The organism is Streptomyces sp. NPDC014891, assembly GCF_043081085.1.
Lineage (GTDB): Bacteria > Actinomycetota > Actinomycetes > Streptomycetales > Streptomycetaceae > Streptomyces.
Map to the genome: position 1 here is coordinate 758,942 of NZ_JBIBWF010000003.1, position 20,943 is coordinate 779,884.

The window sequence follows — 20,943 nt, forward strand, 5'->3', positions numbered from 1 at the left end:
CGGCGGACGGCGTGGGCGAGGACCGCGCCCCACTGGCTCTGCGGCAGCCGCAGCCACCGGTGCCCGGGCTCGGCCCCGGGGATCAGGACGGTGACGCGCGTGCCCGGGGCCGGCCGCCCCACGAAGGCCCGGAGCCCGGAGCTACGGGTGGGGCGCGAGGGTGACGTGCGACAGGAGGGTGACGTGCGGCGCGAGGGCTCGGAGGAAGTCGGGGGCGTCGAAGATCTCGCCCGCGGCGGCGACACCGGTGGTACGGGTGCGGCCGGCGAGGACGCGGACGAGGGCTTCGACGACCAGGGGGGCGGTGACGGCGTAGATGTCCTGGCCGTGGGCCACCGCCCGCCGTTCGACACCGCCGCGCCGCACCACCGCGTCGACGAGGAAGGTCTGGTCGGACCGTCCGCTGCCGTCGGCGGCGGTCGGCGCGGGGGTGCCGGGGTCCGCGATGTCCCGGACGGCTTCGGCCGTCATGTAGGTCGTGACCTCCGGGACGGACAGATGACGGGGGACGGTCACCACGTCGGCCATCGTGAACTCCCCGATCACCGGCCGGGGACCCAGCGGCTGCGGGAAGTCCCAGGTCAGGGTGGGCGGGGCGTCGATGCGGTGCTCCCACCGACCGCCGGTGTAGCGCAGACGCCCCTCGCCGCGCCGCTCCCGGGAGACGGCCCCCGACAGCCGCGTCCCCGCGGTGGGGTGCCAGCTGCTCAGGCCGTACGCGATGTGCACCTCGTCGGCCTCCTTCCAGTCGCCCATGGCGGCGGTGGCGAGCAGGTCGCCGAGGCCGCCGAAGAAGGCCATCGCGGGGACGACGACGGCGCCCGCCTCCCGCGCCCGGTCGGCGAAGTGGGCGAAGGTGTCGATGTTGGCCTCCAGTTCGGCGGCCACGTCGAGGTACGGGATCCCGGCCCGCAGGGCGGCCTCGATCACGGGGGCGGTCGTCGAGGCGAAGGGCCCGGCGCAGTTGACGACGGCCGCCGTGCCGGCCAGCGCGCGGTCCAGCGCGTCCGGGTCGTCCACCGTCGCCGGCCGGACCTCCAGACCGGTCCCGTCCGCCAGGTCCGCGAGCCTGCCGGCGTCGCGGCCGGACAGCACGGGGACGAAGCCCCGCTCCACCAGCTCCGCCACCACGAACCTGCCGGTGTGTCCGTACGCACCGAAGACCGCCACCTGCCGACCCGATCCCATGAGACCGCTCCTCCACGCCGAGTGCTCCGCCGCGGCCCCGGGTGGGGTGCCGCGCTCCGTCGGAACGATCCTGGCGCGCCGGATCCGCCCGCACGAGTGTCCGGAACGACGCGACCCGTACACTTCCGGACGTGACCACCGTGGCGCTGGCCCTCACCGACGGCATGCTGCACTTCGAACTGTCCCTGGCGGTCGAGGTCTTCGGCTCGGACCTGACCCATCTCGTCGACCCCTGGTACGACTTCGCCCTGTGCGGTCCGGGTCCCGTCCGGGTCGGCCGCTTCCTGCTGGAGCCCGACCGGGGACTCGACCACCTCGTACGGGCCGACACGGTGATCGTCCCCGGCTGGGCCGACGTCGACCGGGACCCGCCGGCCGAGCTGGTCGACGCCGTGCGGGCGGCCCACGAGGCCGGGGCGCGGGTGGCCTCCCTGTGCACGGGCGCCTTCGTACTCGCCGCCGCCGGCCTCCTGGACGGACGGCGCGCGACCACGCACTGGGCACACACCGACGTGCTGACCGGGCGCCATCCCCGGATCACGGTGGATCCCGACGTCCTCTACGTGGACGGCGGCAGCATCCTCACCTCCGCGGGCAAGGCGGCCGCCATGGACCTCTGTCTGCACCTGGTGCGCCTCGACCACGGTGCGGCGGTCGCCAACACCGTCGCCCGGCGCCTGGTCGTGCCTCCGCACCGGGACGGCGGCCAGGCCCAGTTCGTGACCACGCCCGTACCCGCTCCGGGCAACCATCCGCTGGCCGCGCTGTTCCCGTGGGTGCTGGAGCGGCTGGACCGGCCGCTCACCGTGGAGGACCTCGCCCGTCGGGCCGGGATGAGCTCGCGGCATCTGGGGCGCCATTTCAGGGCGGTCACCGGCACCACGCCGTTGCAGTGGCTGCTGACCCAACGCATCAGGTACGCGCAGGAGTTGCTGGAGACCACCGACGACACCGTCGACACGATCGCGACGGCGACGGGCATGGGCACCGCCACCACCCTGCGCCGCCACTTCGCCCGGACGGTCGGCGTCCCGCCGGACACCTACCGCCGCACCTTCCGCACCCGCGCCCGGGACGCGCTCGGGGGGCCGGGAGGCGCCGTCACGGCCCCGGGGCACGCCCCCTTCCTCGTACGGGAGGGGCACCCCGGCCCGCGCGACTGATCGCGACCTGGCGCCGTGGCCGGCCGTCATGCCGCTCACCACGCCGAGACGATGAGCCAGGCCTTGACGGGTCGTCACTGTTGCCTGGTATCAGCTTCGTTGCCGAATCCGAACCAGGGGTCGGCGGTCTCGCGGTGGGCCCGCTGAACTAGTGCGTCACCGCGCCGATGAGGGTGTCACGGCCCCGTTCGGGCGGTCGCGGACCGGGGCTCACCCGGTCGGCACCGGGGGCCGTCCCGCGCGGAGGCGGCGCAGGGCGAGCAGCCCGCCGATGCCGGGGACGAGGGCGAGCGGTCGGGCCCGCCGGGCGGCGGGGCCCGGGGTGAGCCGAACGGCGAGGACGGTGACCAGGTAGGCCGTGCCGTGCGTCGGGCCGCCCAGCGAGGTGACCCACCCGGCGTGCACGGTGAGGAGGTTGCCCAGGAGCAGCGCCAGGGAGAACGCCTCGACGGCGGCGGCCAGGCGGAGCGTCGGCAGGGTCGGCACGGCGCTCAGGCTCCCGTCGTGGAGCCGGGGCGCACGATCATCAGCACGACGACGACCGCCCACAGCAGGTTGAAGATCCCGGTGACCATCGCGAGCCGCGCGGCGCCGGCCCGCCGGGCCTCCGCGGCACCGGGACCGCCGGCCACGCTGTCGGCCTCCCCCGCGGCCGCGGGGAGCAGGCGCTGCTGGCCCGGCAGGATCACGAGGAGGAGCAGGGCCGCGGCGGCGGCGGTGAGGGCGATCGAGACGAGCAGCCACGCGTCGGTGAGGACCCCGAGCCGGGCGCCGGTGGCGACGCCGAAGACCGGAACGGCGACGCCGAGGACGGTGTACCCGCGGCAGACCCGGTGCAGGAGTCCGGCGGTACGGAGGTTCTGCCCCGGCGGACCGTCGCCGTCGGCGTCGGGCGTCCGGACGAAGCGGGGGAACATCGAGGCCGCGACCGTGATCGGCCCGATCGCCAGGATCGCGGCCAGGACGTGCACGGAGAGCAGGAACTTGGTCACCGGGGTGCCCTTCTCGACCGGCCGGCACCCCGCACCCGGACGATGTCGAAGGCCGTCCCGGCATGGATCGCCAGCCAATAGGTTGGCTGTCGACCTATAAGTAGCACGGCAGGGTCGCGCTTGGGTAGGCTGCCTGACCATGAAGGCGAGTGCGGTACGCGGACACCTCGACGGGCTTCTGTTGTCCGTGCTCGAATCCGGGCCGCTGCACGGGTACGCGGTGATCACCGCGGTTCAGGAGCGCAGCAACGGGGTTCTCGAACTGCGCAAGGGCACCATCTATCCCGCCCTCAACAAGTTGGAACGGCTCGGGCTGCTGCGGAGTGTCTGGGAGGCCGACGGTGAGCGGCGGCGTCGTTGTTACGAGCTGACCGACGCCGGTCGCCGCAGTCTCGCCGAGGAGCGCTCGGTGTGGCAGGAGTTCACGACCGCCATCGGCGCCGTCCTGGATCCGGCCCCCGGCACCGGCCCGCAGCACGCCTGATGACGCCGCCGACCACCCTCGCGGCCGATCCCATCGAGGCCCACGTCGCCGCGCTCGCGGCGGCGCTGCACGGGCCCGCCCGGGTCAAGTCGCGTCTGCTGCACGAGTTGCGCGAGGGCCTCGTCGACGCCGCGCGGGACCTGTCGGAGGAGCGCCCTCACGGTCGGGCGGAGGGGCCGCGGGAGGCCGGTGAGCGCGCCGCGCGCCAGGCGGTGCGCGAGTTCGGCAGCGTGGCCGAGCTCGCTCCGGGCTTCCAGCAGGAGCTGACCGTCGCGCAGGCCCGTCACACCGCCCGCACGGTGCTGCTGGTCGCCCCGCTGCTGCTCGGCTGCTGGTACCTGGTGAGCGCCTGGAACGGCTCGTCCGGTCACCGGCCCCCGGGCGCCGTCGAGGTGCTGGTCGCCCATCTCAGCGGCCTCGCGGCGGCGGCCGCGCTGGTGGGCGCGGCGGCGCTCCTCGCGACCGGCGCGCTCGCCCGCCGGCTCCCCGCCCCGGACCGGCTCCCCCTGGTGGTGGCCTGGACCGGCACCGCCACCGCGGCGGCCCTCGCCGTCAGCGCCCTCACCCTGGCCTTCGCCTCGGCCCTCGCCGCGAGCTGGCCGCTGTGCGTCGCCGCGGGCGCGACCGTCATCGCCCTCCACGCCAGGGTGGCCGCCTCGGCCCGCGCCTGCCGCACCTGCGCCCGGCTCCCCGGCGCCTAGGGGACGGGCGCCGGGCCCGGTGCGCGCTCACGCGCCGTCGTCGCATCCTCCAAGGCGCCTCGCATTCACGATGGAGGGACCGACGACGTTGTTGCAGATGAGAAGAGGCACGACCTACGGTGTCGCACATGCAGTCCTACACCATCGGGCAGGCCGCCCGTCTGCTGGGCGTCAGCCCGGACACCGCGCGACGCTGGGCGGACGCGGGCAGGGTGGCGACCCACCGCGACGAGAGCGGCCGCCGCGTGATCGACGGGAAGTCGCTCGCGGAGTTCTCCGTGGAGATCGCGCAGGGCGATGACGACGACGACCCGTCGTACACCTCGGCGCGCAACGCGTTCCCGGGGATCGTCACCGGCATCAAGCTCGGCGACATCGCGGCCCAGGTCACCATCCAGGCCGGGCCGCACCGCCTGGTCTCCCTCCTCACCCGTGAGGCCGTGGAGGAGCTGGGACTCGAGGTCGGCATGCAGGCCACCGCCCGCGTGAAGTCGACCAGCGTGCACATCGACCGCACCTGATCCCGGGCCGACCCGCGGCCGAGCGCACCGGCCGGCGCCCTGCGGCGCCGTACCGCCTCACCACGGCCGGCCCCGCCCAGACCACGGCCGGCCCCGCCCAGACCACCGCTGCCGGTCCCACAGATCACCGGGGCCGCCCGATCCGGGGGGACGGGCGGCCCCTTCTTCCTCTTCTCCGCGGGGTGTCATCGATGAAACGAGCCGCACGAGCGTCCGGCACCCGGCCGCCCCTCGCGCTGGCGGTGCCCGCGCTCCTGGCCGTGGCGTTCCTGACCCTGCCGCTGCTCGGCATCCTCGTCCGGACGGAGTGGAGCGAGCTCGTCGACCACCTGCGCTCCCCCGGCACCGTGCAGGCGCTCAAGCTCTCCCTGCTCGTGTCGTTCTGGGCGCTGGGGCTCTCCCTGCTCCTCGGGGTGCCGCTCGCCTGGCTGCTGGCCCGCGTGCCGTTCCCCGGCAAGGCCCTCGTGCGCTCCCTCGTCCTGCTGCCGATGGTCCTGCCGCCGACGGTCGGCGGTGTGGCCCTGCTGCTCGCCTTCGGCCGGCGCGGGCTCCTCGGGCCGTGGCTCGACCGCACCTTCGGGATCACCCTCCCGTTCCACACCTCGGGGGCCGTCGTCGCGGCCACCTTCGTCGCGATGCCGTTCCTCGTCATCAGCCTGGAGGGCGCCCTCGGCGGACTGCGGCCGCGGTACGAGGAGACCGCGGCCTCCCTCGGCGCCTCCCCCGTACGGGTCTTCTTCACCGTGACGCTGCCGATGGTCGCGCCCGGCCTGGTCGCCGGCGCTGCCCTCACCTGGGCGCGGGCGCTGGGCGAGTTCGGCGCCACGATCACCTTCGCCGGGAACCTGCCCGGGACGACGCAGACGCTGCCGCTCCAGGTCTACCTCCTGCTCCAGGAGGAGCCCGAGGCGGCCACCTCCGTCTCGCTCCTGCTCCTCGCCATCGCCATGGGGGTGCTGATCGCGCTCCGCGGCCGCTGGACCGGGACCCCCTCGGACCGCCGCCCCCGCCCCGCCCCGGAGGCCGGCCCCGAGGAACCGGCCGCGGTGCCGGTACCGCAGGACCCGCCGGCGCCCGCCGCCGCGGAGGCCGAACGCTGGGCGCTGCACGCCGAGGTCACCGGCTTCACCCGGCTCACGCTGGACGCCGACCCGGGCACCACCATCGCGGTCGTCGGCCCGAACGGCGCCGGCAAGACCACCCTGCTCCGCGCCCTCCTCGGCCTCACCCCCCGGGCCCACGCCGACCTGCGGCTCGGCGACGAGGACGTCACCGCCCTGCCCCCGCACCGCCGGCACGTGGCCTGGGTCCCGCAGGACGGCGCGCTGTTCCCGCACCTGAGCGCCCTCGCCAACACGGCGTACGGGCTCCGCGCCCAGGGCGTCCCGCGGGCCGAGGCCCGGCGCTCGGCCCGGATCTGGCTCGATCGGCTCGGGGTCGGTCCCCTCGCCCACCGCCGCCCCACCCAGCTCTCCGGCGGGCAGGCCCAGCGCGTCGCCCTGGCCCGGGCGCTAGCCGCCAGGCCCCGGCTGCTCGTGCTCGACGAGCCGCTCGCCGCGCTCGACCAGACCACCCGCGCCCATGTACGGCACACCCTGCGCACCCATCTCGGCGAGTTCGGCGGCGTCTGCCTGATCGTCACCCACGACCCGGTCGAGGCGGTCTCGCTCGCCGACCGCGTCCTGGTCCTGGACGAGGGCAGGGCCCTCCAGGACGCGGCGCCCGCCGAGGTCACCCGGCATCCCCGGTCCCCGTGGGTCGCCCGCATGCTCGGCCGCAACGCGTGGCCCGGCACGGCCACCCCGGAGGGACTCGCGCTGGAGGGCGGCGGCGCCCTGGTCGCGACCGACCCGCCGCCGCCGGGCACCCCCGCGCTGGCGATCGTCGCGCCCGAGGCGGTGTCCGTGCACCGCGAGAAGCCGGCGGGCAGCCCCCGCAACGTCTGGCCGGGCTCCGTGCGCGAGATCGTCGCGAGCGGCAGCCGGCTCCGGGTCCTGGTGGCGTCCGACCGGGCCCCCGACCTCGTCGCCGAGATCACGCCGCAGGCGGCCGCCGAACTCGGCCTCGCCGAGGGAGTGTCCGTCTGGACGAGCGTGAAGGCGACCGAGGCGACGATCGTGCCGCTGTGACCGGGGCGGCGGCGACCGGGGGCGACCCTCCGCCCGCCGCCGCGACCGGGGCGGCCCGCCTCTCGTCCTACGGGCGCCGGTGGGCGGTCAGTTGCCGCGCGGCGCGTACATGATGACGGCCATCCCGGCGAGGCAGACCAGGGCGCCGACGACGTCGTAGCGGTCCGGTCGGTAGCCGTCCGCGACCATCGCCCAGGCGATCGACCCGGCCACGAAGATCCCGCCGTACGCGGCGAGCACCCGCCCGAAGTCGGCGTCGGACTGGAGCGTCGCCACCACGCCGTACAGGCCGAGGGCCACGACACCGGCGCCGATCCAGATCCACCCCTTGTGCTCGCGGATGCCCTGCCAGACGAGCCACGCACCGCCGATCTCGAAGAGGGCGGCGACCACGAACAGGGCGAGGGAACGAGCGACGGTCATGATCGGTCACCCTACCGGCGACCCCCGCGGGCCCCTCTCGACGCCGACGGGCGACACCCGCAGGCCTCGCGCCCTGATCCGCCCCGGCTCGCATATTCGCTTGCTCCCCCGCCGCGCGGCTGGGTGCAATGGCCGCCATGACGGCATCCCCGGCGCCCGGTGCGGCGCAGAACGGCCCCCCGCCCGTACGGATCGGCGCTCTCGTCCCGCTGTCCCTGCCCGGCTGGGTCGAGGCGGGGCGGCACCTGCTCGCCGGTCTCGAACTGGCGGTACGCGACGTCAACGACACCGGCGGGATCCGCACCGACGGGCCCGGAGGGACAGACACGTCCGGGTCGGGCGTCGGCCGGCCGCTCGAACTCGTCGTCCGGGACACGGCCGCCGATCCGCGGCGGGCCGAGGCCGCCGTGGAGGAGCTGTCCGCCCTCGGGGTGGCCGCCCTGACCGGGGAGTACCACAGCGTCGTCGCCCGCTCCGCCGCCGCGCGGGCCGACGCGCTCGGCCTGCCGTTCCTCTGCTCGTCGGCCGTCCTCGACGCGCTGACCGACGGGCCGACGGACGCGGTCGCCCGTCTCGCCCCGGCGCAGTCCCACGGCTGGCGGATCTACGGGGACTTCCTGCTGGCCGCCGGGCACCGCCGGGTCGCCGTCGCCGCCCAGGACAGCGTCTACTGGGCGGCCGGGACGGGCATCCTGCGGGACCACCTCGCCGCGCGCGGCGGCACCGTCGTCCGGCTCGACGCGGGGGCGCTCCCGCCCGCGGCGGTCTGCGACGCCCTCGCGGACGACGGCGCCACCGCGCTGCTCCTGCTGGTCGGGCACCCGGAGCCGGCCGTGCCGCTCGTCCGGGCCGTCCGCCGCGACCGGCGCCTCGCCGGAGTGCTGGTCGGCGCGCCCGCCGGCCAGCCGGAGTTCGCGGGCTGGGCGGCTCTCCTCGGGGACGACGGCGCCGCCGTCCCCTTCCTCCGCTACCTGCCCGGGCGACTCGGCCCACTCGGCACCCGCGTTGCGGCGGACCTGCGCGAACGGCTGGGCGAGGATCCCTCCTTCGTCTCCTTCGAGGGCTACGACAGCGTCGCCGTCCTCGCCGACGTGCTGCGCGCGCACGGCACGGACCGGGACGCCGTCGCACGCTCCTGGCCGTCCGTCGACACCGAGGGCACCCGCGGACGGATCCGCTTCTCCCGCGTCCCGGGCATCGGCGTCCGGCAGTGGGCGTGGCCGCCCGTCCAGGTCGTCGACCGGGACCCGGCGGCGCCCGGACGCTTCCGCGTCCTGCACACCGGAGGAACCGACGGAGCCGAGGAGACCGGTGGAGCCGCTGGCGGCCACGCCGGCGGCTACCAGTAGCGCTCCAGGGCCCCCTCCTTGTACGACGCCGGGCTCACGCTGAGCTCCCCGGCGAAGGGGCGGTCCAGGACGAAGACCAGGAGCAGGCTGAAACCCACGAGGGCGGCGACGGACGCGACGAACAGGAGCTGGATCCGGAGCCAGGCGCCGAGGAGGGTGTCAGTCGTGGGAGTCCGCCCGGCCGGCCTCCTCGTCGACGGCGTACGGGTGTACGTACCGCTCGGCGTCGAACGGGGTGAACCACGTGCCGATCACCGACGCGGTGGCGGCGGGGTACCCGTCGGCACCGTCCTCCTCCTCGTCGTAGAGGGACGCGAGGTCCATGTCCTCGGAGACCTCGTGGGCGAAGCGGTCCAGGGACTCCGCCACCTCCTCTCCGAGGAGCCCGTAGAGGTCGAGGGTGGAACGCGCCTGCTGGAGGAGGAGGTTCAGGGCGAGCTCCTCCGCGAGGCAGCCGAGCCGGCGGAAACTCCCGTCGGTGAAGCGGGTGGTGAGGGCTATGGCGGTGACGAGGAAGCGGCGCGCGAAGAGTTCGTCGTACGCCAGGCCGAAGCGCGACGGCAGGCGGGCGAGGTGCCACAGTTCGGCCCGGCACTCCGCGACGGTGGTCTCCTCGTCGGCGAGGGTCCGGACGTCGTCGTAGAGCTCGTCTATGAGGACCTCGGAGGCGTACACCAGTGCTCCGGCCGCCAGTTCGGCGGCCGGCGAGCCGAATCCGGCCCTCCGCCCGCCGGCCGGGAGCCCGGCCCGATCCGCGGAGCCGGGGGCCGGGACCTCCCGCTCACCGGAACCGGGTGCCGGGATCTCCCGTTCCGCGGAGCCGGGTTCGCCGAAGGAGCGGGCCCCGAAGGACGCCAGGCGCGGCGCCAGGGCGCGGAGCTGGGCGTCCAGATCGGCCCGGTCCCGGTCGTCGTCGTCGCCGTCCGCCCCCGTGGCGGGGTCGGTGCCCGGGCCCGTGAGGTCGAGGGAGGGGGCGGAGCCGGCGGGGTCCGCCCCGGCCGTGTGCCGGGCGCGGCGGACCCGCAGGTCGCTGGGCGGTGCGTCCGGGCCGTCGGCGGCCTCCAGGCTCTCCCGGGTCAGGTCGAGAGGGAGCCGCACCTCGCTGCTCTCCACCAGCCAGTCGGCGAGGAGTTCGGAGCGTTCGAGGACCTCCGCGGCGACGGAGCCCACCGCGTCCTCCGCGGTCTCCAGCGTCGGGGCGTGGACGAACACCTTGACGACCGCCCCTCGCGGGTGGACGGCGACGAGGGCCTCCAGGACGTCGACCTCGATCCCGTCGGGGCCCTCGATCCCCTCCACCGCGTCGAAGCCCTGTTCCAGGAGCGCGGAAGCGCCGACCTGCTGCAGCGCGTCCAACTCGTCGGCGTCGTCGGGCAGGCGCGCTTCCACTGTTACGACGTAACTCACGTCGGCAAGCGTGCCAGGCCCGGGCCCGTCCCCGGGGCGGAATTCCCCGAGAATCCGGGCCTGTCGGGGAGTTCGCCCGGTGCCGGGCGGGCCGGGGCGTCCGCGCCGGGCCGCACCCGCGTCTCCCCGGGGCGGTGCGGGCGGGGTGACACGGGCGCGGATCCCCCGGGGCGCGCGGGCGCGGACGGGTGCGCGGGGCGCCCGGGCCGGTGCCCGGTCGGCGTGGTCCCGGGCGCCCCAGGGCCGCCCCGGTGACCCCTGTGGCGCCGAACGAGTGGACTCGGCGGGCGGCGGGCGGGCGGGCGCCCGCCGTGCCGGGGCGGCGGTGGTGATGTGGCCGTCCCTGACCACGCCCCTGGAAGAGGTCCGCCGAGATGGCCCGTCCCCCCTTTCGCCGATTGTTCGCCGCGACGGTCCTCGTGGCCTCCGTGCTCGCCCCGGTGGCGGCGGCTCCCGCCACGACCGTCGCCGCCGCGGCCGTCGCCGACCGGCACGGCGAGGACTGCCCGCCCGGCGGGCTGGGGCCCGAGCTGACCGCCCGGCTGGACCGGACGATCGCGGAGGTCCGCGAGCAGGCCGGCATCCCCGGTGTCGTGGTCGGCGTCTGGATGCCGGGCAAGGGGAGTTACGTCCACGCCGCGGGGGTCGCCGACAAGGCCACCGGCCGGCCGATGTTCGCCGACTCCTTCGTGCGGATCGGCAGCGAGACGAAGACCTTCACGGTCACCGCGCTGCTCCAGCTCGTCGACGAGGGCCGCGTCGGTCTCGACGACCCCATCGCCCGGTACGTCCGGGGCGTTCCCGACGGCCGCCGGATCACGCTGCGCCAGCTGGCGGGGATGCGCAGCGGTCTCTTCCCGTACACCGCGGACGCGGACTTCGCCCACGACCTGCTGAGCGACCCGCAGCGCTCGTTCACTCCGCAGGAGTCGCTCGCGTACGGCTTCAAGCACAAGAACACCTTCGAGCCCGGCGCGCAGTTCCAGTACTCCAACACCAACCTGGTCCTCCTCGGCCTCGTGATCGAGAAGGTGACCGGTCAGCGGCTCGCCGACGTCATCGAGCGGCGGGTGCTCCGCCCGGCGCGCCTGCGGCACACGCTCCTCCCCGAGGGCGCCGAGTTCCCCGAGCCGCACGCCCGCGGCTACACCGACCAGACGCTCGACGGCGAGACCGCGGACGCCACCGACTGGAACCCCAGCTGGGCGTGGGCGGCCGGCGCGATGATCTCCGACCTGCACGACCTGCGGCGCTGGGCCCCGGTCCTGGCCACCGGCGAACTGCTGAGCCCCGGCACGCAGGCGCAGCGCCTCACGATGCGGCCCACCGGCTTCCCCGGCCTGAGCTACGGCCTCGGGATCTTCGACGCCAACGGCTGGATCGGGCACAACGGATCCATTCCCGGCTACGAGACCGTGACGGTGTACCTGCCCTCGGAGAAGGCGACCATGGTGCTGATGCTCACCACCGACTCCCAGGTGGGGGGCCAGGAGCCGTCCACCCTGCTCGCCCGCGCGATCACCTCGGTGATCACGCCGGACCACGTCTACGACGGCTCGGTCTCCCCGCGCTAGGAACGGCCCGCCCGCCCCGCGCCGCGGGTGAGGCGGGGCGAGCGGGGCGTCACCGGGAGGGCGGGGCGAGCGAGGCGTAGTACGCCTGCAGCGCCGCCTCGCCGCCGGATCCCATGGCGGTCATGATCCGCTGGTAGCGGGCGGCGCGCAGGTCTCCGGCCACGAGCACGCGGGGGTGCTGGTCGGCCGGCGGGCAGTATCCGTCCGCGGCCCGGAGGAGCGCTCCGGCGGGGGGCCGGGGCGCGCTCCCGATGCTGGTGCGGACGGCGTCCGCCGTGACCGTGCGGCGTTCCCCGCCGCGGCACGTCAGCTCCGCCGTCACCCCGTCCGGGCCGTTCCGGGTCAGCGTGACGTGCTCGACGGGGAGGAGCGTGACGCGCGGATCGTCGCGGACCTCGTCGGTCTTGTACGCGTCCGGCGGCGGGTACGCGACGAGGAGGCGGGTCCGGGTGGCCGGGTGGGCGCGGAGGAAGGTGCCGACGGGCCGGTCGCCGCCCAGGACGAGGATCGTGCGGGCCGTCGCGTCGGCCCCCCGCAGCGGGGGCGGCGGCGGGCCGGCCGAGGTGGTGATCCAGGGGACGTCACCGGGCCCGAGAGGGACGACACCGGTCGCGATGACGGCGTACGGAGCCGTGAACGTCCGCCCGCCGGGCTCCCGGCGCGGGGCCGGCGCTCCGGGCGGTTCGGGTGCCGCGGACGCGGGAGCGACGGTCACGGTGACGCGGTCGTCGTCGGCGTCGACCTCCGTGACGCGGCTGCCCAGTTCGAGGCGGCAGAGCCGCGTCCCCGCGATCTCCGCGGCGACGGAGGCGGCGAACTCCGGTCCGCCGGTCCAGCCGCCGAGGACGTTGTCCAGGGCGGGGATCCGGTGCAGGGTGCCGCAGAGCGCGTCGGGCTCGATCAGGATCGTGCGCAGGCCCACGCCCGCCGCCGTGCGGACGGCGGCGCAGCCGGCCGGACCGCCGCCGACGACGATCAGGTCGGTCGCGGCCTCCTCGGCGCCGGGAGGACGGGGACGCGCGGCGGGGCGGGTGCGGGAAACCGTGTCTGCCATGGCCCCATTCCACCGGCGGAGGGGCGAAAGAAGAAGGGCAAGAGGGGGAACCCACCTCTCGCCACTTACAACTTATAGCGCAGAGGGGGGCTTGCGGCAAGGCCCCCGCCGTACCGCACAATCGCACTCCTCAGTCACGGACCTGCAGAAATGAGACTCACCTCGTGCGTGTGCTTTCGTCGGTGGACCAGTCCCGCGGCGCCAGTGCCTTCGGCCTTCCCGACCGCCTCTCCGCCAAGACCGACCCGGCGCTCATCGCCGGCGACGAGGCGCACTTCGCTGCCGTGGCGCGGTGCCTCGACGAGACCGTCGCCGAACTCTCCGACCGGCTCGACGCCGTACGCAGGGCGCCGGGCGGGGTGGGCCGGGAGGCGATGGACCGCGACGCGGAGGTCCACCGGCTGACGGGCCGCCTGCGCACCCTGCGCCGCTTCGGTCTCGACCTGTGCCTCGGGCGGATCGTCGGCGCGGCGGACCCCGCCGGCCCCTCGGGCGCGGACGGCGCCGGTGCGGCGGAGCCCGTGTACATCGGGCGTCTCGGCCTCACCGACGGCTCCGGCCGGCGTCTCCTCGTCGACTGGCGCTCGCCCGCGGCCGAGCCGTTCTTCGCGGCCACCCACGCCGCACCGATGGGGCTGGCGAGCCGCCGCAGGTACCGCTGGCACGACGGCCGGATCGGCGACTACTGGGACGAGGTGTTCACCGCCGACGGTCTGGAGGGGCACGCGGCGCTCGACGACCAGTCGGCGTTCATCGCCGGTCTGGGCGGCAGCCGTTCGCCCCGCATGCGCGACGTGCTCTCCACCATCCAGGCCGACCAGGACGCCGTCATCCGCGCGGGGTCGCGCGGCACCCTGGTCGTCGACGGCGGCCCGGGCACGGGGAAGACCGTCGTCGCGCTGCACCGTTCCGCGCACCTGCTGTACGCCGACCCGCGCCTCGGGCACCGCCGCGGCGGCGTTCTCTTCGTGGGCCCCCACCAGCCGTACCTGGCGTACGTCTCCGATGTGCTCCCCAGCCTCGGCGAGGAGGGCGTGCAGACCTGCACCGTGCGGGACCTCGTCGCCGAGGGCGCCACGGCCGCGGCCGAGCGCGATCCCGAGGCGGCCCGGCTGAAGTCGTCCGTCGGCATGGTGCGGGCGATCGAGGCGGCCGTGCGCTTCTACGAGGAGCCGCCCGCCCACGGGATGACGGTCTCGACCGACTGGGCCGACGTCCGGCTGACCGCGGGCGACTGGGCCGAGGCGTTCGACGCGCCGGAGGCGGGGACCCCGCACAACGAGGCGCGCGAGCAGATCTGGGAGGAGCTCGGCTCGATCCTCCTGGGCAAGCTCGGCGACGACGTGCCGGAGGACGCGTTCCGGCGGGCTCTGCGGCAGGACGAGGAGGTGGCCGGGGCGCTGCACGGCGCGTGGCCGCTGATCGAGGCGGCCGATCTGGTCGGCGACCTGTGGTCGGTCCCCGCCTATCTGCGGAAGTGCGCGCCGTGGCTCGACGCCGAGGAGGTCCGGGCGCTGCGCCGGGCGGACGCGCAGGCCTGGACGGTGTCCGACCTGCCCCTCCTGGACGCGGCGCGGCACCGGCTCGGCGACCCGCAGGCGGCACGGCGCGAGCGGCGCCGCCGGGCCACCGTGGAGGCGGAGCGCGCGCGGATGGCCGACGTCATCGCCGACGTCCTCGCGGCGGACGTCGACGGGGAGGGCGCGGTGACGATGCTGCGCGGGCAGGACCTGAAGGACAGCCTGGTCGACGAGGCCGCGCTGCCCGGCACGGAACCGGACCTGCTCGCCGGTCCGTTCGCGCACATCGTGGTGGACGAGGCGCAGGAACTGACGGACGCCGAGTGGCAGATGCTGCTGCTCCGCTGCCCGTCCCGCAGCTTCACCGTCGTCGGGGACCGCGCCCAGGCGCGGGAGGGCTTCACGGAGTCGTGGCAGGAGCGTCTCGAGCGGGTCGGGCTCGACCGGATCACCGTGGCGTCGCTGAGCATCAACTACCGGACGCCGGAGGAGGTCATGGCGGAGGCCGAGCCGGCGATCAGGGCGGCCCTGCCGGACGCGAACGTGCCGACCTCGGTCCGCAGCAGCGGCGTCCCCGTCGTCCACGGCACGGTGGCGGAGCTGGAGTCGGTCGTCGACGAGTGGCTCGACGCCCACGATGACGGGACCGCGTGCGTCATCGGCGCTCCCCGGTTCCGGCCGAGGCCGCGCGTCCGGTCGCTCACGCCGAGCCTGTCGAAGGGCCTGGAGTTCGACCTGGTGGTCCTCGTCGACCCGGAGGCGTACGGCACGGGGATCGCGGGGGCGGTCGACCGCTATGTGGCGATGACCCGCGCGACCCGGCAGCTCGTGGTGCTGACGAGCGCCTGACGGCGGGCGCGCCGACGGTCGGCCGGGCCCGGTCCTGCCCGGCCCGGCCCGGTCGGGCACCGGGGCGGGGCTGGTGCCGGGGCGGGAAGGCGCCGTGCCGGGGCGGATGCCGGACCCCGGCAGGCGCCGCGCCGTGGCGGGTCTGCCTCCGTGGCGGGCCTGCCTCCGTGGGGCGAACCGGTGTCGCGCGTGGGCGCGCCACGGACGTTCCTGAGATGAGATGACGTATCGATAGGTGCATGACTGAGACTCGTTCACACGTCGCCGCTCCCGTTCCCGACGACCAGGTCGTTCCCGGCGGGGAGTGCCCCGAGGTCGCGTCGCTGGTGGCGCCGTATCTGCGCATCATCCGCGCCGCTCTTCCCCATGAGGAGGCGGAACGATTCTTCGTACGGGCTCTGGACGCGGACGAGGAGGAGCGGCGCAGGGCCGGGGCCCTTCAGCTCGGTTTCAGCGCATATCTGTCGGACGCTCTCGGCGACGCCTGGGGCGCTTCCCTGGCGCACACCTCGGCCTGGGAGGCCATGCAGGCGATCCGCCAGCTCGTCCGCAAGGCGCCGCGGGCGGACCTCGCCGCGTATCTGCGACTCGGTCTCCACGAGGTCCGCGAGCTCGGCGCCGCGGCCCAGGGCCGGGCCGCGCTGCCGGTGAGCGCCTGACCGGCACGGCACGCGCCGGACCGGCGGTGGTCTCGCCGGGGGGCGGAGGTTCAGCAGTCCTGTGGGGCGCGGGGGCCGTTCCCCGGCTCACCCCGCGCCCAGGCGTCCGGGCCCGGGTCACCGCCCTCGGCCCGGATCGCGAGCCGGTCGACGTAGTGCTGCCAGCCCTCCGCGTGGGCCTCGCAGGCCTCCGAGGAGGGCAGGCCGCTGTGGATGAGGTGGAGGAGGGTGCCCTCCGGGGCGGGTTCGAGGGTGATCTCGACGGTGCTGGTGCCCGGCGGGACGGGTTCGGAGCTCGGCGGGGCAGGCATGGCACCCGTCTCCCAGCCCCAGCTGAACACGATCCGCCGGGGCGGGTCGACGGTGATGAAGCGGCCGGCGGCGACGTCCTCCCCGGTGACCCGGGTGCGGTAGGACCCTCCCGGCCCGAAGTCGAACGTCCCGTCGACCCCCATCCACGACAGCCACTTCGCCCGGTCGACGAAGAGGCCGAAGACGGTCTCGGGGCCGGCGGCGATGTGCCGCTCCAGGGTGACGGTGTCCATGGGGGTCGCGGGGATCGTCATCGGGCTCCTCGCTTCGTGCGGCCTCTGCGGCGAGCGGGCGGGGCTCCCCCGGTCGCCCGGGCGGAACCGCTTCGCGCCCTCCTTGCGCAGCGTAGCCAGACCGGGGGCCCGCGGCACGTCGGGCGGCCGCCGGAGGGGACCCGCGGCACCCCGGGCGGCCTCCGGCCGGGAGCGGCGGACGGCGCGGGCCGCCGTCCGCCGCTTCCGCCGTCGCCGCTTCCGCCGTGCTCAGACCGCCCCGGCGCCCGTCGCCGCGGGCGGGTCGGCATCCGGGGCGGTCGCATCCGAATCGGTCACGCCCGGGGCGGCCGCCTCCGGGACGGCCGTACCCGAGGTGGCCGCACCCGAGGTGGTCGCCTCAGGGACGGTCGCGCCCTCGGCGCTCGCGTCCGCGGTGGTCGCGCCCTCGGATCTCGTCGAGAGGATCGCGCGGGCCTGCTCCGCGGCGCGTGCGGTGCTCTCGGAGACGAACTCGAGGAAGCGGGCGATCCCTTCGAGGCGGTCGCCGGCCGGTGTGCCGGAGCCGAGGACGCCGACGCCCTGACGTGCGGTCTCGACGATGTGGAGGGTGGCGCGGGCGCTCGCCATCATCGACCGGTACCAGACGTCGTCGTCGACGACGTAGCGCTCGCGGCGCCGCTCGTCGCGCTCACGGCGGACGAGCCCCTGGCCGTCGAGGAAGGCGATCGCCTTGGAAACGGACGCCGGGCTGACCTGGAGGTGCTGAGCGAGCTCGGCGGCGGTGAGGCTGCCGGAGTCGGTGAGGCAGAGGCAGGCCATCACCCGGGCCATCATCCTGGGCGTCCCCGACTGTATGAGGACGGTCGTGAAGACCTCCTCGTACGCGTGCACGGCCTCGGCGTCGCGGCCGTGCGCCGTGACGGGTGCCCGCGGATCGCGCGGGACGGCCTGCTTGCGCCGCGCCCGGTGCCCGGTGGCCCGGTGGGCGAGGTCGGAGCGGTAGCCGGTGGGGCCGCCGTTCCGCATGACCTCTCGGGTGACCGTCGACGTGGGGCGGTCGAGGCGCCGGGCGATCTCGGCGTAGGCGAGGCCGTCGGCCAGTCCCAGCGCGATCTGCTGACGTTCCTGCTGGGTGAGCCTGCCTCCCGGCATCGGGCCTCCTTCGATGGATCTGGGAGCCCCACCCTAGCGTTCACTCGCAGTCCATTGCAACGAGCAGAGCCACCCATGTTGCGTTAAGCACGGCTCCATTGCAATGAAATACTCACCATGACCTGCCTCTTTCCTACTCATACGCAACGAGCCTGTTGCCAGCATCGTGAACGCAACGTAGCTTTTCACTCATCGGAAACAACGAGTCGCCACCAGGGCGGCGCACCGGACCGAAGGAGAAGCACCATGCAGACGTTCGCCACCACCGCCGCCGTCACCGCCGTCCTCGACATCCCCGCAGGCCGCATCCAGCTGATCGCCGCCGACCGCGCCGACGCCACCGTCGACGTCCGCCCCGCGAACCCCGCCAAGGGCGCCGACGTGAAGGCGGTCGACCAGGTCTCGGTCGAGTTCGCCGACGGCGTCCTGCGGATCGCCGCCGCCCCCGCCAGGAACCGGATCCTGGGCGACTCCGGCTCCGTCGAGGTCACCGTCCAGCTCCCGGCCGGCTCCCGCGTCGAGGCCAGGACGGCCGCCGCCGAGCTCCGGGGCGTCGGGCGACTCGGCGACGTGGTCTTCGAGGGTGCGCAGGGCCCGGTCAAGCTCGACGAGGCCGCGAGCGCCCGGCTCAGCCTGCTCGCCGGCGACATCACGGTCGGCCGTCTCGGCGGCTCGGCCGAGATCAGCACCCAGAAGGGCGACCTCCGGATCGCCGAGGCGAAGGGCGGCACGGTCGTCCTGCGCACGGCCGCCGGTGACATCACGGTCGGCGCCGCCCGCGGCGTCTCCGCCGTCCTGGACGCCGGTACGAGCTACGGCCGCGTGCACAACGCGCTCCAGAACGCCGGTCCGGCCGGACTGACCGTCCACGCCACCACCTCGTACGGCGACATCACCGCCCGAAGCCTCTGATGCGGTCCGCCCCGCGGGCGGCGTCCTCCGGTCCGGCCGGAGGACGCCGCCCGTCGGCGTTCCCCCGACCGGGTCGTCGACCCTCCTCCCGCACCGGGACGGGCGCGACGCCTTCCGGAAGGGAACCGGGGGCCCGGCGGGTCCCGGTCGACACGGCCGGGGCGGGCGCGCGTAGCGTGAGGTGTGTCGGCTCCGTCGTCTCTCACCTGGAGATCCGCCTTGTCCAGCGCCGCCCCGACCCGTACCGCCGTCGTCGAGTCCCTGATGGAGCGCTTCCCCGGAGTTCCGGCGGAGGCCGTGTTCAAGGAGGACCTGCTGCGCGGCGGGCTCGCCTTCGACCCGTCCGCGCTGTCCGGGAACGAAGGGGGCGAGGTGAAGCCGAAGTCGTACTTCATCTTCTCCTTCGACCACCGGACGCTGCCGGAGCTCGGGGAGGCGGCGCTGAACCGGCCGCCGGAGGAGATCGTGCTCACGGGCGGACCGTACGGGCTCCGCCGCACGGTCGTGTCCGTACGGGTCAACCCGTCGTCGCCCTACCGGGTGGCGCCGGACGCCGACGGGGCGCTCGCGCTGTTCCTCGACGGGGTCAGGATCGCCGACGTCGGGCTGCCGCCGATGCCGGAGTACTACCGGCACCCGCTGACGAACGGGAAGTCGGTGATGGAGGTCGCGCCCACCATCCAGTGGGGCTACCTGATCTACCTGACGGTCTTCCGCGTCTGCCAGTACTTCGGCGCCAAGGAGGAGTGCCAGTACTGCGACATCAACCACAACTGGCGGCAGCACAAGGCGGCGGGCCGCCCGTACACCGGGGTGAAGCCGGTCGACGAGGTCCTGGAGGCCCTGGAGATCATCGACCGCCACGACACGGCCCGCACCTCGACCGCCTACACCCTCACCGGCGGCGCCGTCACGTCCCAGGTGGGCGGGAAGGACGAGGCGGACTTCTACGGGCAGTACGCGCGGGCGATCGAGGAGCGCTTCCCCGGTCGCTGGATCGGCAAGGTCGTCGCGCAGGCCCTGCCGAAGGAGGACGTGCAGCGCTTCCACGACTACGGCATCCGGATCTACCACCCGAACTACGAGGTGTGGGACCGCCGGCTGTTCGAGCTGTACTGCCCCGGCAAGGAGCGCTACATCGGCCGGGACGAGTGGCACCGCCGGATCCTGGACTCCGCCGAGGTCTTCGGGCCGCGCAACGTCATCCCCAACTTCGTCGCCGGCGTCGAGATGGCCCGCCCCTCCGGTTTCCTCACGGTGGACGAGGCGATCGCCTCCACCCGGGAGGGCCTGCGGTTCTTCATGTCGCGCGGGATCACCCCCCGGTTCACCACCTGGTGCCCGGAGCCCACGACCCCGCTGGGCCGCGAGAACCCGGACGGGGCGCCGCTGGAGTACCACCTGCGGCTCCTGGAGGCGTACACGGCGACGCTGGAGGAGTACGGCCTGACCGCTCCGCCCGGGTACGGCCCGGCCGGGCCGGGGCGCGCGGTGTTCTCGGTGAGCTCGTTCATGGACGCGCTGCCTCCGGCTCCGGGCGAGTAGCGGCGCGCGGGGGCCGGACGGGGGCGTGCGCGGCGATGTGCGCGCGGCCCCCGCGAGCGCCGTCGTCGTGGGCAGCCGTCCGGACCGACGTCAAGGGCGCCGCCGTCAGATCCGCAGCTCCTTCGCCTCGAAGCGGCCGTCTCCGAGGACCAGGACGAAGGAGACCTGCTGGCCCTCGGAGAGGGTGCGGACCTCGCCCTCGATGTCCTCGGCACTGAACCAGACCTGCTCCTCGGAGTTCAGCGGGACGACGAAACCGTACCCGCCGGCACGGTTGAAGGAATGCACGAACCCTTTGCTCCTGCCTTCCACGGCCACCTCCTCGTCGCCACGGCGGAGGCGGGCGAGGGGCGGGGGCCCCGCCCGGCCGCATCCGCGCCTCAGACGACTTCTACCCCGTACGCCCGACGTTCGCCCGTGGTGGCGGGCCGGTCGGTGGCGGGTCCGGACGCCGGCCCGGGCAGAGGACAGGTGGTGCAGACCACTCCTCCACGTCTCGTAGAATATTCAACAGAGGCCCGGTGCCGGCGATCCCCCGTGTCCGGCACCGGGCCTCACTCCGTCCCCCGCCAGGCCCCGCCGCCCGGGCAGACGGCCCCCGCCACCATCACCGTTGCCGTTGCCGTTGCCGTTGCTGCACCGAGGGCCGGTTCCAGGCCGATCGCGGGGAGGTCGTCGACAGAAGTCGACCAATCAACCGCTCCCCGATCGATATTCGATCATTCGACACTTCTTCATTGACTCGGTCATCGGCCGCACCTAGCTTCTGGCGGCACCAGACCTCGAGAAAGGTG

The 20,943-nt window shown here is 74.9% G+C and carries 20 protein-coding genes; 11 read left to right on the forward strand and 9 right to left on the reverse strand.

Annotated elements, in window-relative coordinates; translation table 11 throughout:
- Window positions 1–141: 141 nt before the first annotated feature.
- On the reverse strand, window positions 142–1,188 hold the full coding sequence (locus ACF09E_RS11655) for a saccharopine dehydrogenase family protein (protein WP_392204964.1): 1,047 nt from the start codon (window positions 1,186–1,188) through the stop codon (window positions 142–144).
- Between the two features lie 131 nt (window positions 1,189–1,319).
- Here ACF09E_RS11655 and ACF09E_RS11660 point away from each other — a divergent pair, with 131 nt between their 5' ends.
- Window positions 1,320–2,351, forward strand: coding sequence for a helix-turn-helix domain-containing protein (locus ACF09E_RS11660; protein ID WP_392204965.1), 1,032 nt, complete (start codon window positions 1,320–1,322; stop codon window positions 2,349–2,351).
- Between the two features lie 210 nt (window positions 2,352–2,561).
- Here the strand turns inward: ACF09E_RS11660 and ACF09E_RS11665 are convergent, their stop codons facing one another.
- Together ACF09E_RS11665 and ACF09E_RS11670 are read right to left on the reverse strand one after the other, a co-directional pair.
- Entirely contained in the window at window positions 2,562–2,837 is a 276-nt protein-coding gene (locus tag ACF09E_RS11665) for a hypothetical protein (protein ID WP_392204966.1), read from the reverse strand.
- Window positions 2,838–2,842: 5 nt separating this feature from the next.
- Window positions 2,843–3,343, reverse strand: a complete 501-nt coding sequence (locus ACF09E_RS11670) for a hypothetical protein (RefSeq protein ID WP_392204967.1) — start codon at window positions 3,341–3,343, stop codon at window positions 2,843–2,845.
- A gap of 139 nt (window positions 3,344–3,482) precedes the next feature.
- On the opposite strand from ACF09E_RS11670, the gene ACF09E_RS11675 reads away from it, so the two are divergent.
- The 4 genes from ACF09E_RS11675 (at window position 3,483) to ACF09E_RS11690 (ending at window position 7,178) form a co-directional block, all read left to right on the forward strand.
- Window positions 3,483–3,827, forward strand: coding sequence for a PadR family transcriptional regulator (locus tag ACF09E_RS11675; protein ID WP_392204968.1), 345 nt, complete (start codon window positions 3,483–3,485; stop codon window positions 3,825–3,827).
- Window positions 3,827–4,528, forward strand: a complete 702-nt coding sequence (locus ACF09E_RS11680) for a hypothetical protein (RefSeq protein ID WP_392204969.1) — start codon at window positions 3,827–3,829, stop codon at window positions 4,526–4,528. Before ACF09E_RS11675 ends, ACF09E_RS11680 begins: the two co-directional genes overlap by 1 nt.
- A 128-nt stretch (window positions 4,529–4,656) precedes the next feature.
- Window positions 4,657–5,049: a helix-turn-helix transcriptional regulator gene (locus tag ACF09E_RS11685; protein ID WP_341624929.1), complete on the forward strand. Its 393-nt coding sequence runs from the start codon at window positions 4,657–4,659 to the stop codon at window positions 5,047–5,049.
- A gap of 191 nt (window positions 5,050–5,240) precedes the next feature.
- Window positions 5,241–7,178, forward strand: coding sequence for an ABC transporter permease (locus ACF09E_RS11690; protein ID WP_392204970.1), 1,938 nt, complete (start codon window positions 5,241–5,243; stop codon window positions 7,176–7,178).
- Between the two features lie 87 nt (window positions 7,179–7,265).
- Here ACF09E_RS11690 and ACF09E_RS11695 read toward each other — a convergent pair whose 3' ends face one another.
- The gene (locus ACF09E_RS11695) at window positions 7,266–7,601 is read right to left on the reverse strand and encodes a YnfA family protein (RefSeq protein WP_392204971.1); all 336 of its coding nucleotides are present in this window, start codon (window positions 7,599–7,601) and stop codon (window positions 7,266–7,268) included.
- 137 nt (window positions 7,602–7,738) lie between these two features.
- On the opposite strand from ACF09E_RS11695, the gene ACF09E_RS11700 reads away from it, so the two are divergent.
- Complete coding sequence (locus ACF09E_RS11700; protein ID WP_392204972.1) at window positions 7,739–8,950, forward strand: ABC transporter substrate-binding protein; 1,212 nt, start codon at window positions 7,739–7,741, stop codon at window positions 8,948–8,950.
- A gap of 159 nt (window positions 8,951–9,109) precedes the next feature.
- Here ACF09E_RS11700 and ACF09E_RS11705 read toward each other — a convergent pair whose 3' ends face one another.
- Entirely contained in the window at window positions 9,110–10,357 is a 1,248-nt protein-coding gene (locus ACF09E_RS11705) for a hypothetical protein (protein ID WP_392204973.1), read from the reverse strand.
- 374 nt (window positions 10,358–10,731) lie between these two features.
- On the opposite strand from ACF09E_RS11705, the gene ACF09E_RS11710 reads away from it, so the two are divergent.
- Window positions 10,732–11,931: a serine hydrolase domain-containing protein gene (locus ACF09E_RS11710; RefSeq protein ID WP_392204974.1), complete on the forward strand. Its 1,200-nt coding sequence runs from the start codon at window positions 10,732–10,734 to the stop codon at window positions 11,929–11,931.
- Between the two features lie 49 nt (window positions 11,932–11,980).
- On the opposite strand, the gene ACF09E_RS11715 is transcribed toward ACF09E_RS11710, so the two are convergent.
- Complete coding sequence (locus tag ACF09E_RS11715; protein ID WP_392204975.1) at window positions 11,981–12,985, reverse strand: NAD(P)/FAD-dependent oxidoreductase; 1,005 nt, start codon at window positions 12,983–12,985, stop codon at window positions 11,981–11,983.
- A 164-nt stretch (window positions 12,986–13,149) separates the two neighbouring features.
- Between ACF09E_RS11715 and helR the strand changes: the two genes are divergently transcribed.
- Both helR and ACF09E_RS11725 read left to right on the forward strand, forming a co-directional pair.
- Window positions 13,150–15,354, forward strand: a complete 2,205-nt coding sequence (gene helR / locus ACF09E_RS11720) for an RNA polymerase recycling motor ATPase HelR (RefSeq protein WP_392204976.1) — start codon at window positions 13,150–13,152, stop codon at window positions 15,352–15,354.
- Between the two features lie 239 nt (window positions 15,355–15,593).
- Window positions 15,594–16,013 (forward strand): hypothetical protein, encoded by a 420-nt coding sequence (locus ACF09E_RS11725; protein ID WP_392204977.1) that lies wholly within the window; start codon window positions 15,594–15,596, stop codon window positions 16,011–16,013.
- A 50-nt stretch (window positions 16,014–16,063) separates the two neighbouring features.
- On the opposite strand, the gene ACF09E_RS11730 is transcribed toward ACF09E_RS11725, so the two are convergent.
- Together ACF09E_RS11730 and ACF09E_RS11735 are read right to left on the reverse strand one after the other, a co-directional pair.
- Window positions 16,064–16,579, reverse strand: a complete 516-nt coding sequence (locus ACF09E_RS11730) for an SRPBCC domain-containing protein (protein ID WP_392204978.1) — start codon at window positions 16,577–16,579, stop codon at window positions 16,064–16,066.
- Between the two features lie 228 nt (window positions 16,580–16,807).
- Window positions 16,808–17,692: a helix-turn-helix domain-containing protein gene (locus tag ACF09E_RS11735; protein WP_392204979.1), complete on the reverse strand. Its 885-nt coding sequence runs from the start codon at window positions 17,690–17,692 to the stop codon at window positions 16,808–16,810.
- A 117-nt stretch (window positions 17,693–17,809) separates the two neighbouring features.
- On the opposite strand from ACF09E_RS11735, the gene ACF09E_RS11740 reads away from it, so the two are divergent.
- Window positions 17,810–18,604, forward strand: a complete 795-nt coding sequence (locus ACF09E_RS11740) for a DUF4097 family beta strand repeat-containing protein (RefSeq protein WP_392204980.1) — start codon at window positions 17,810–17,812, stop codon at window positions 18,602–18,604.
- 264 nt (window positions 18,605–18,868) lie between these two features.
- Entirely contained in the window at window positions 18,869–20,149 is a 1,281-nt protein-coding gene (locus ACF09E_RS11745; RefSeq protein WP_388807141.1) for a radical SAM protein, read from the forward strand.
- A gap of 105 nt (window positions 20,150–20,254) precedes the next feature.
- Here the strand turns inward: ACF09E_RS11745 and ACF09E_RS11750 are convergent, their stop codons facing one another.
- The gene (locus ACF09E_RS11750) at window positions 20,255–20,437 is read right to left on the reverse strand and encodes a cold-shock protein (protein WP_388806996.1); all 183 of its coding nucleotides are present in this window, start codon (window positions 20,435–20,437) and stop codon (window positions 20,255–20,257) included.
- Window positions 20,438–20,943: the final 506 nt, after the last annotated feature.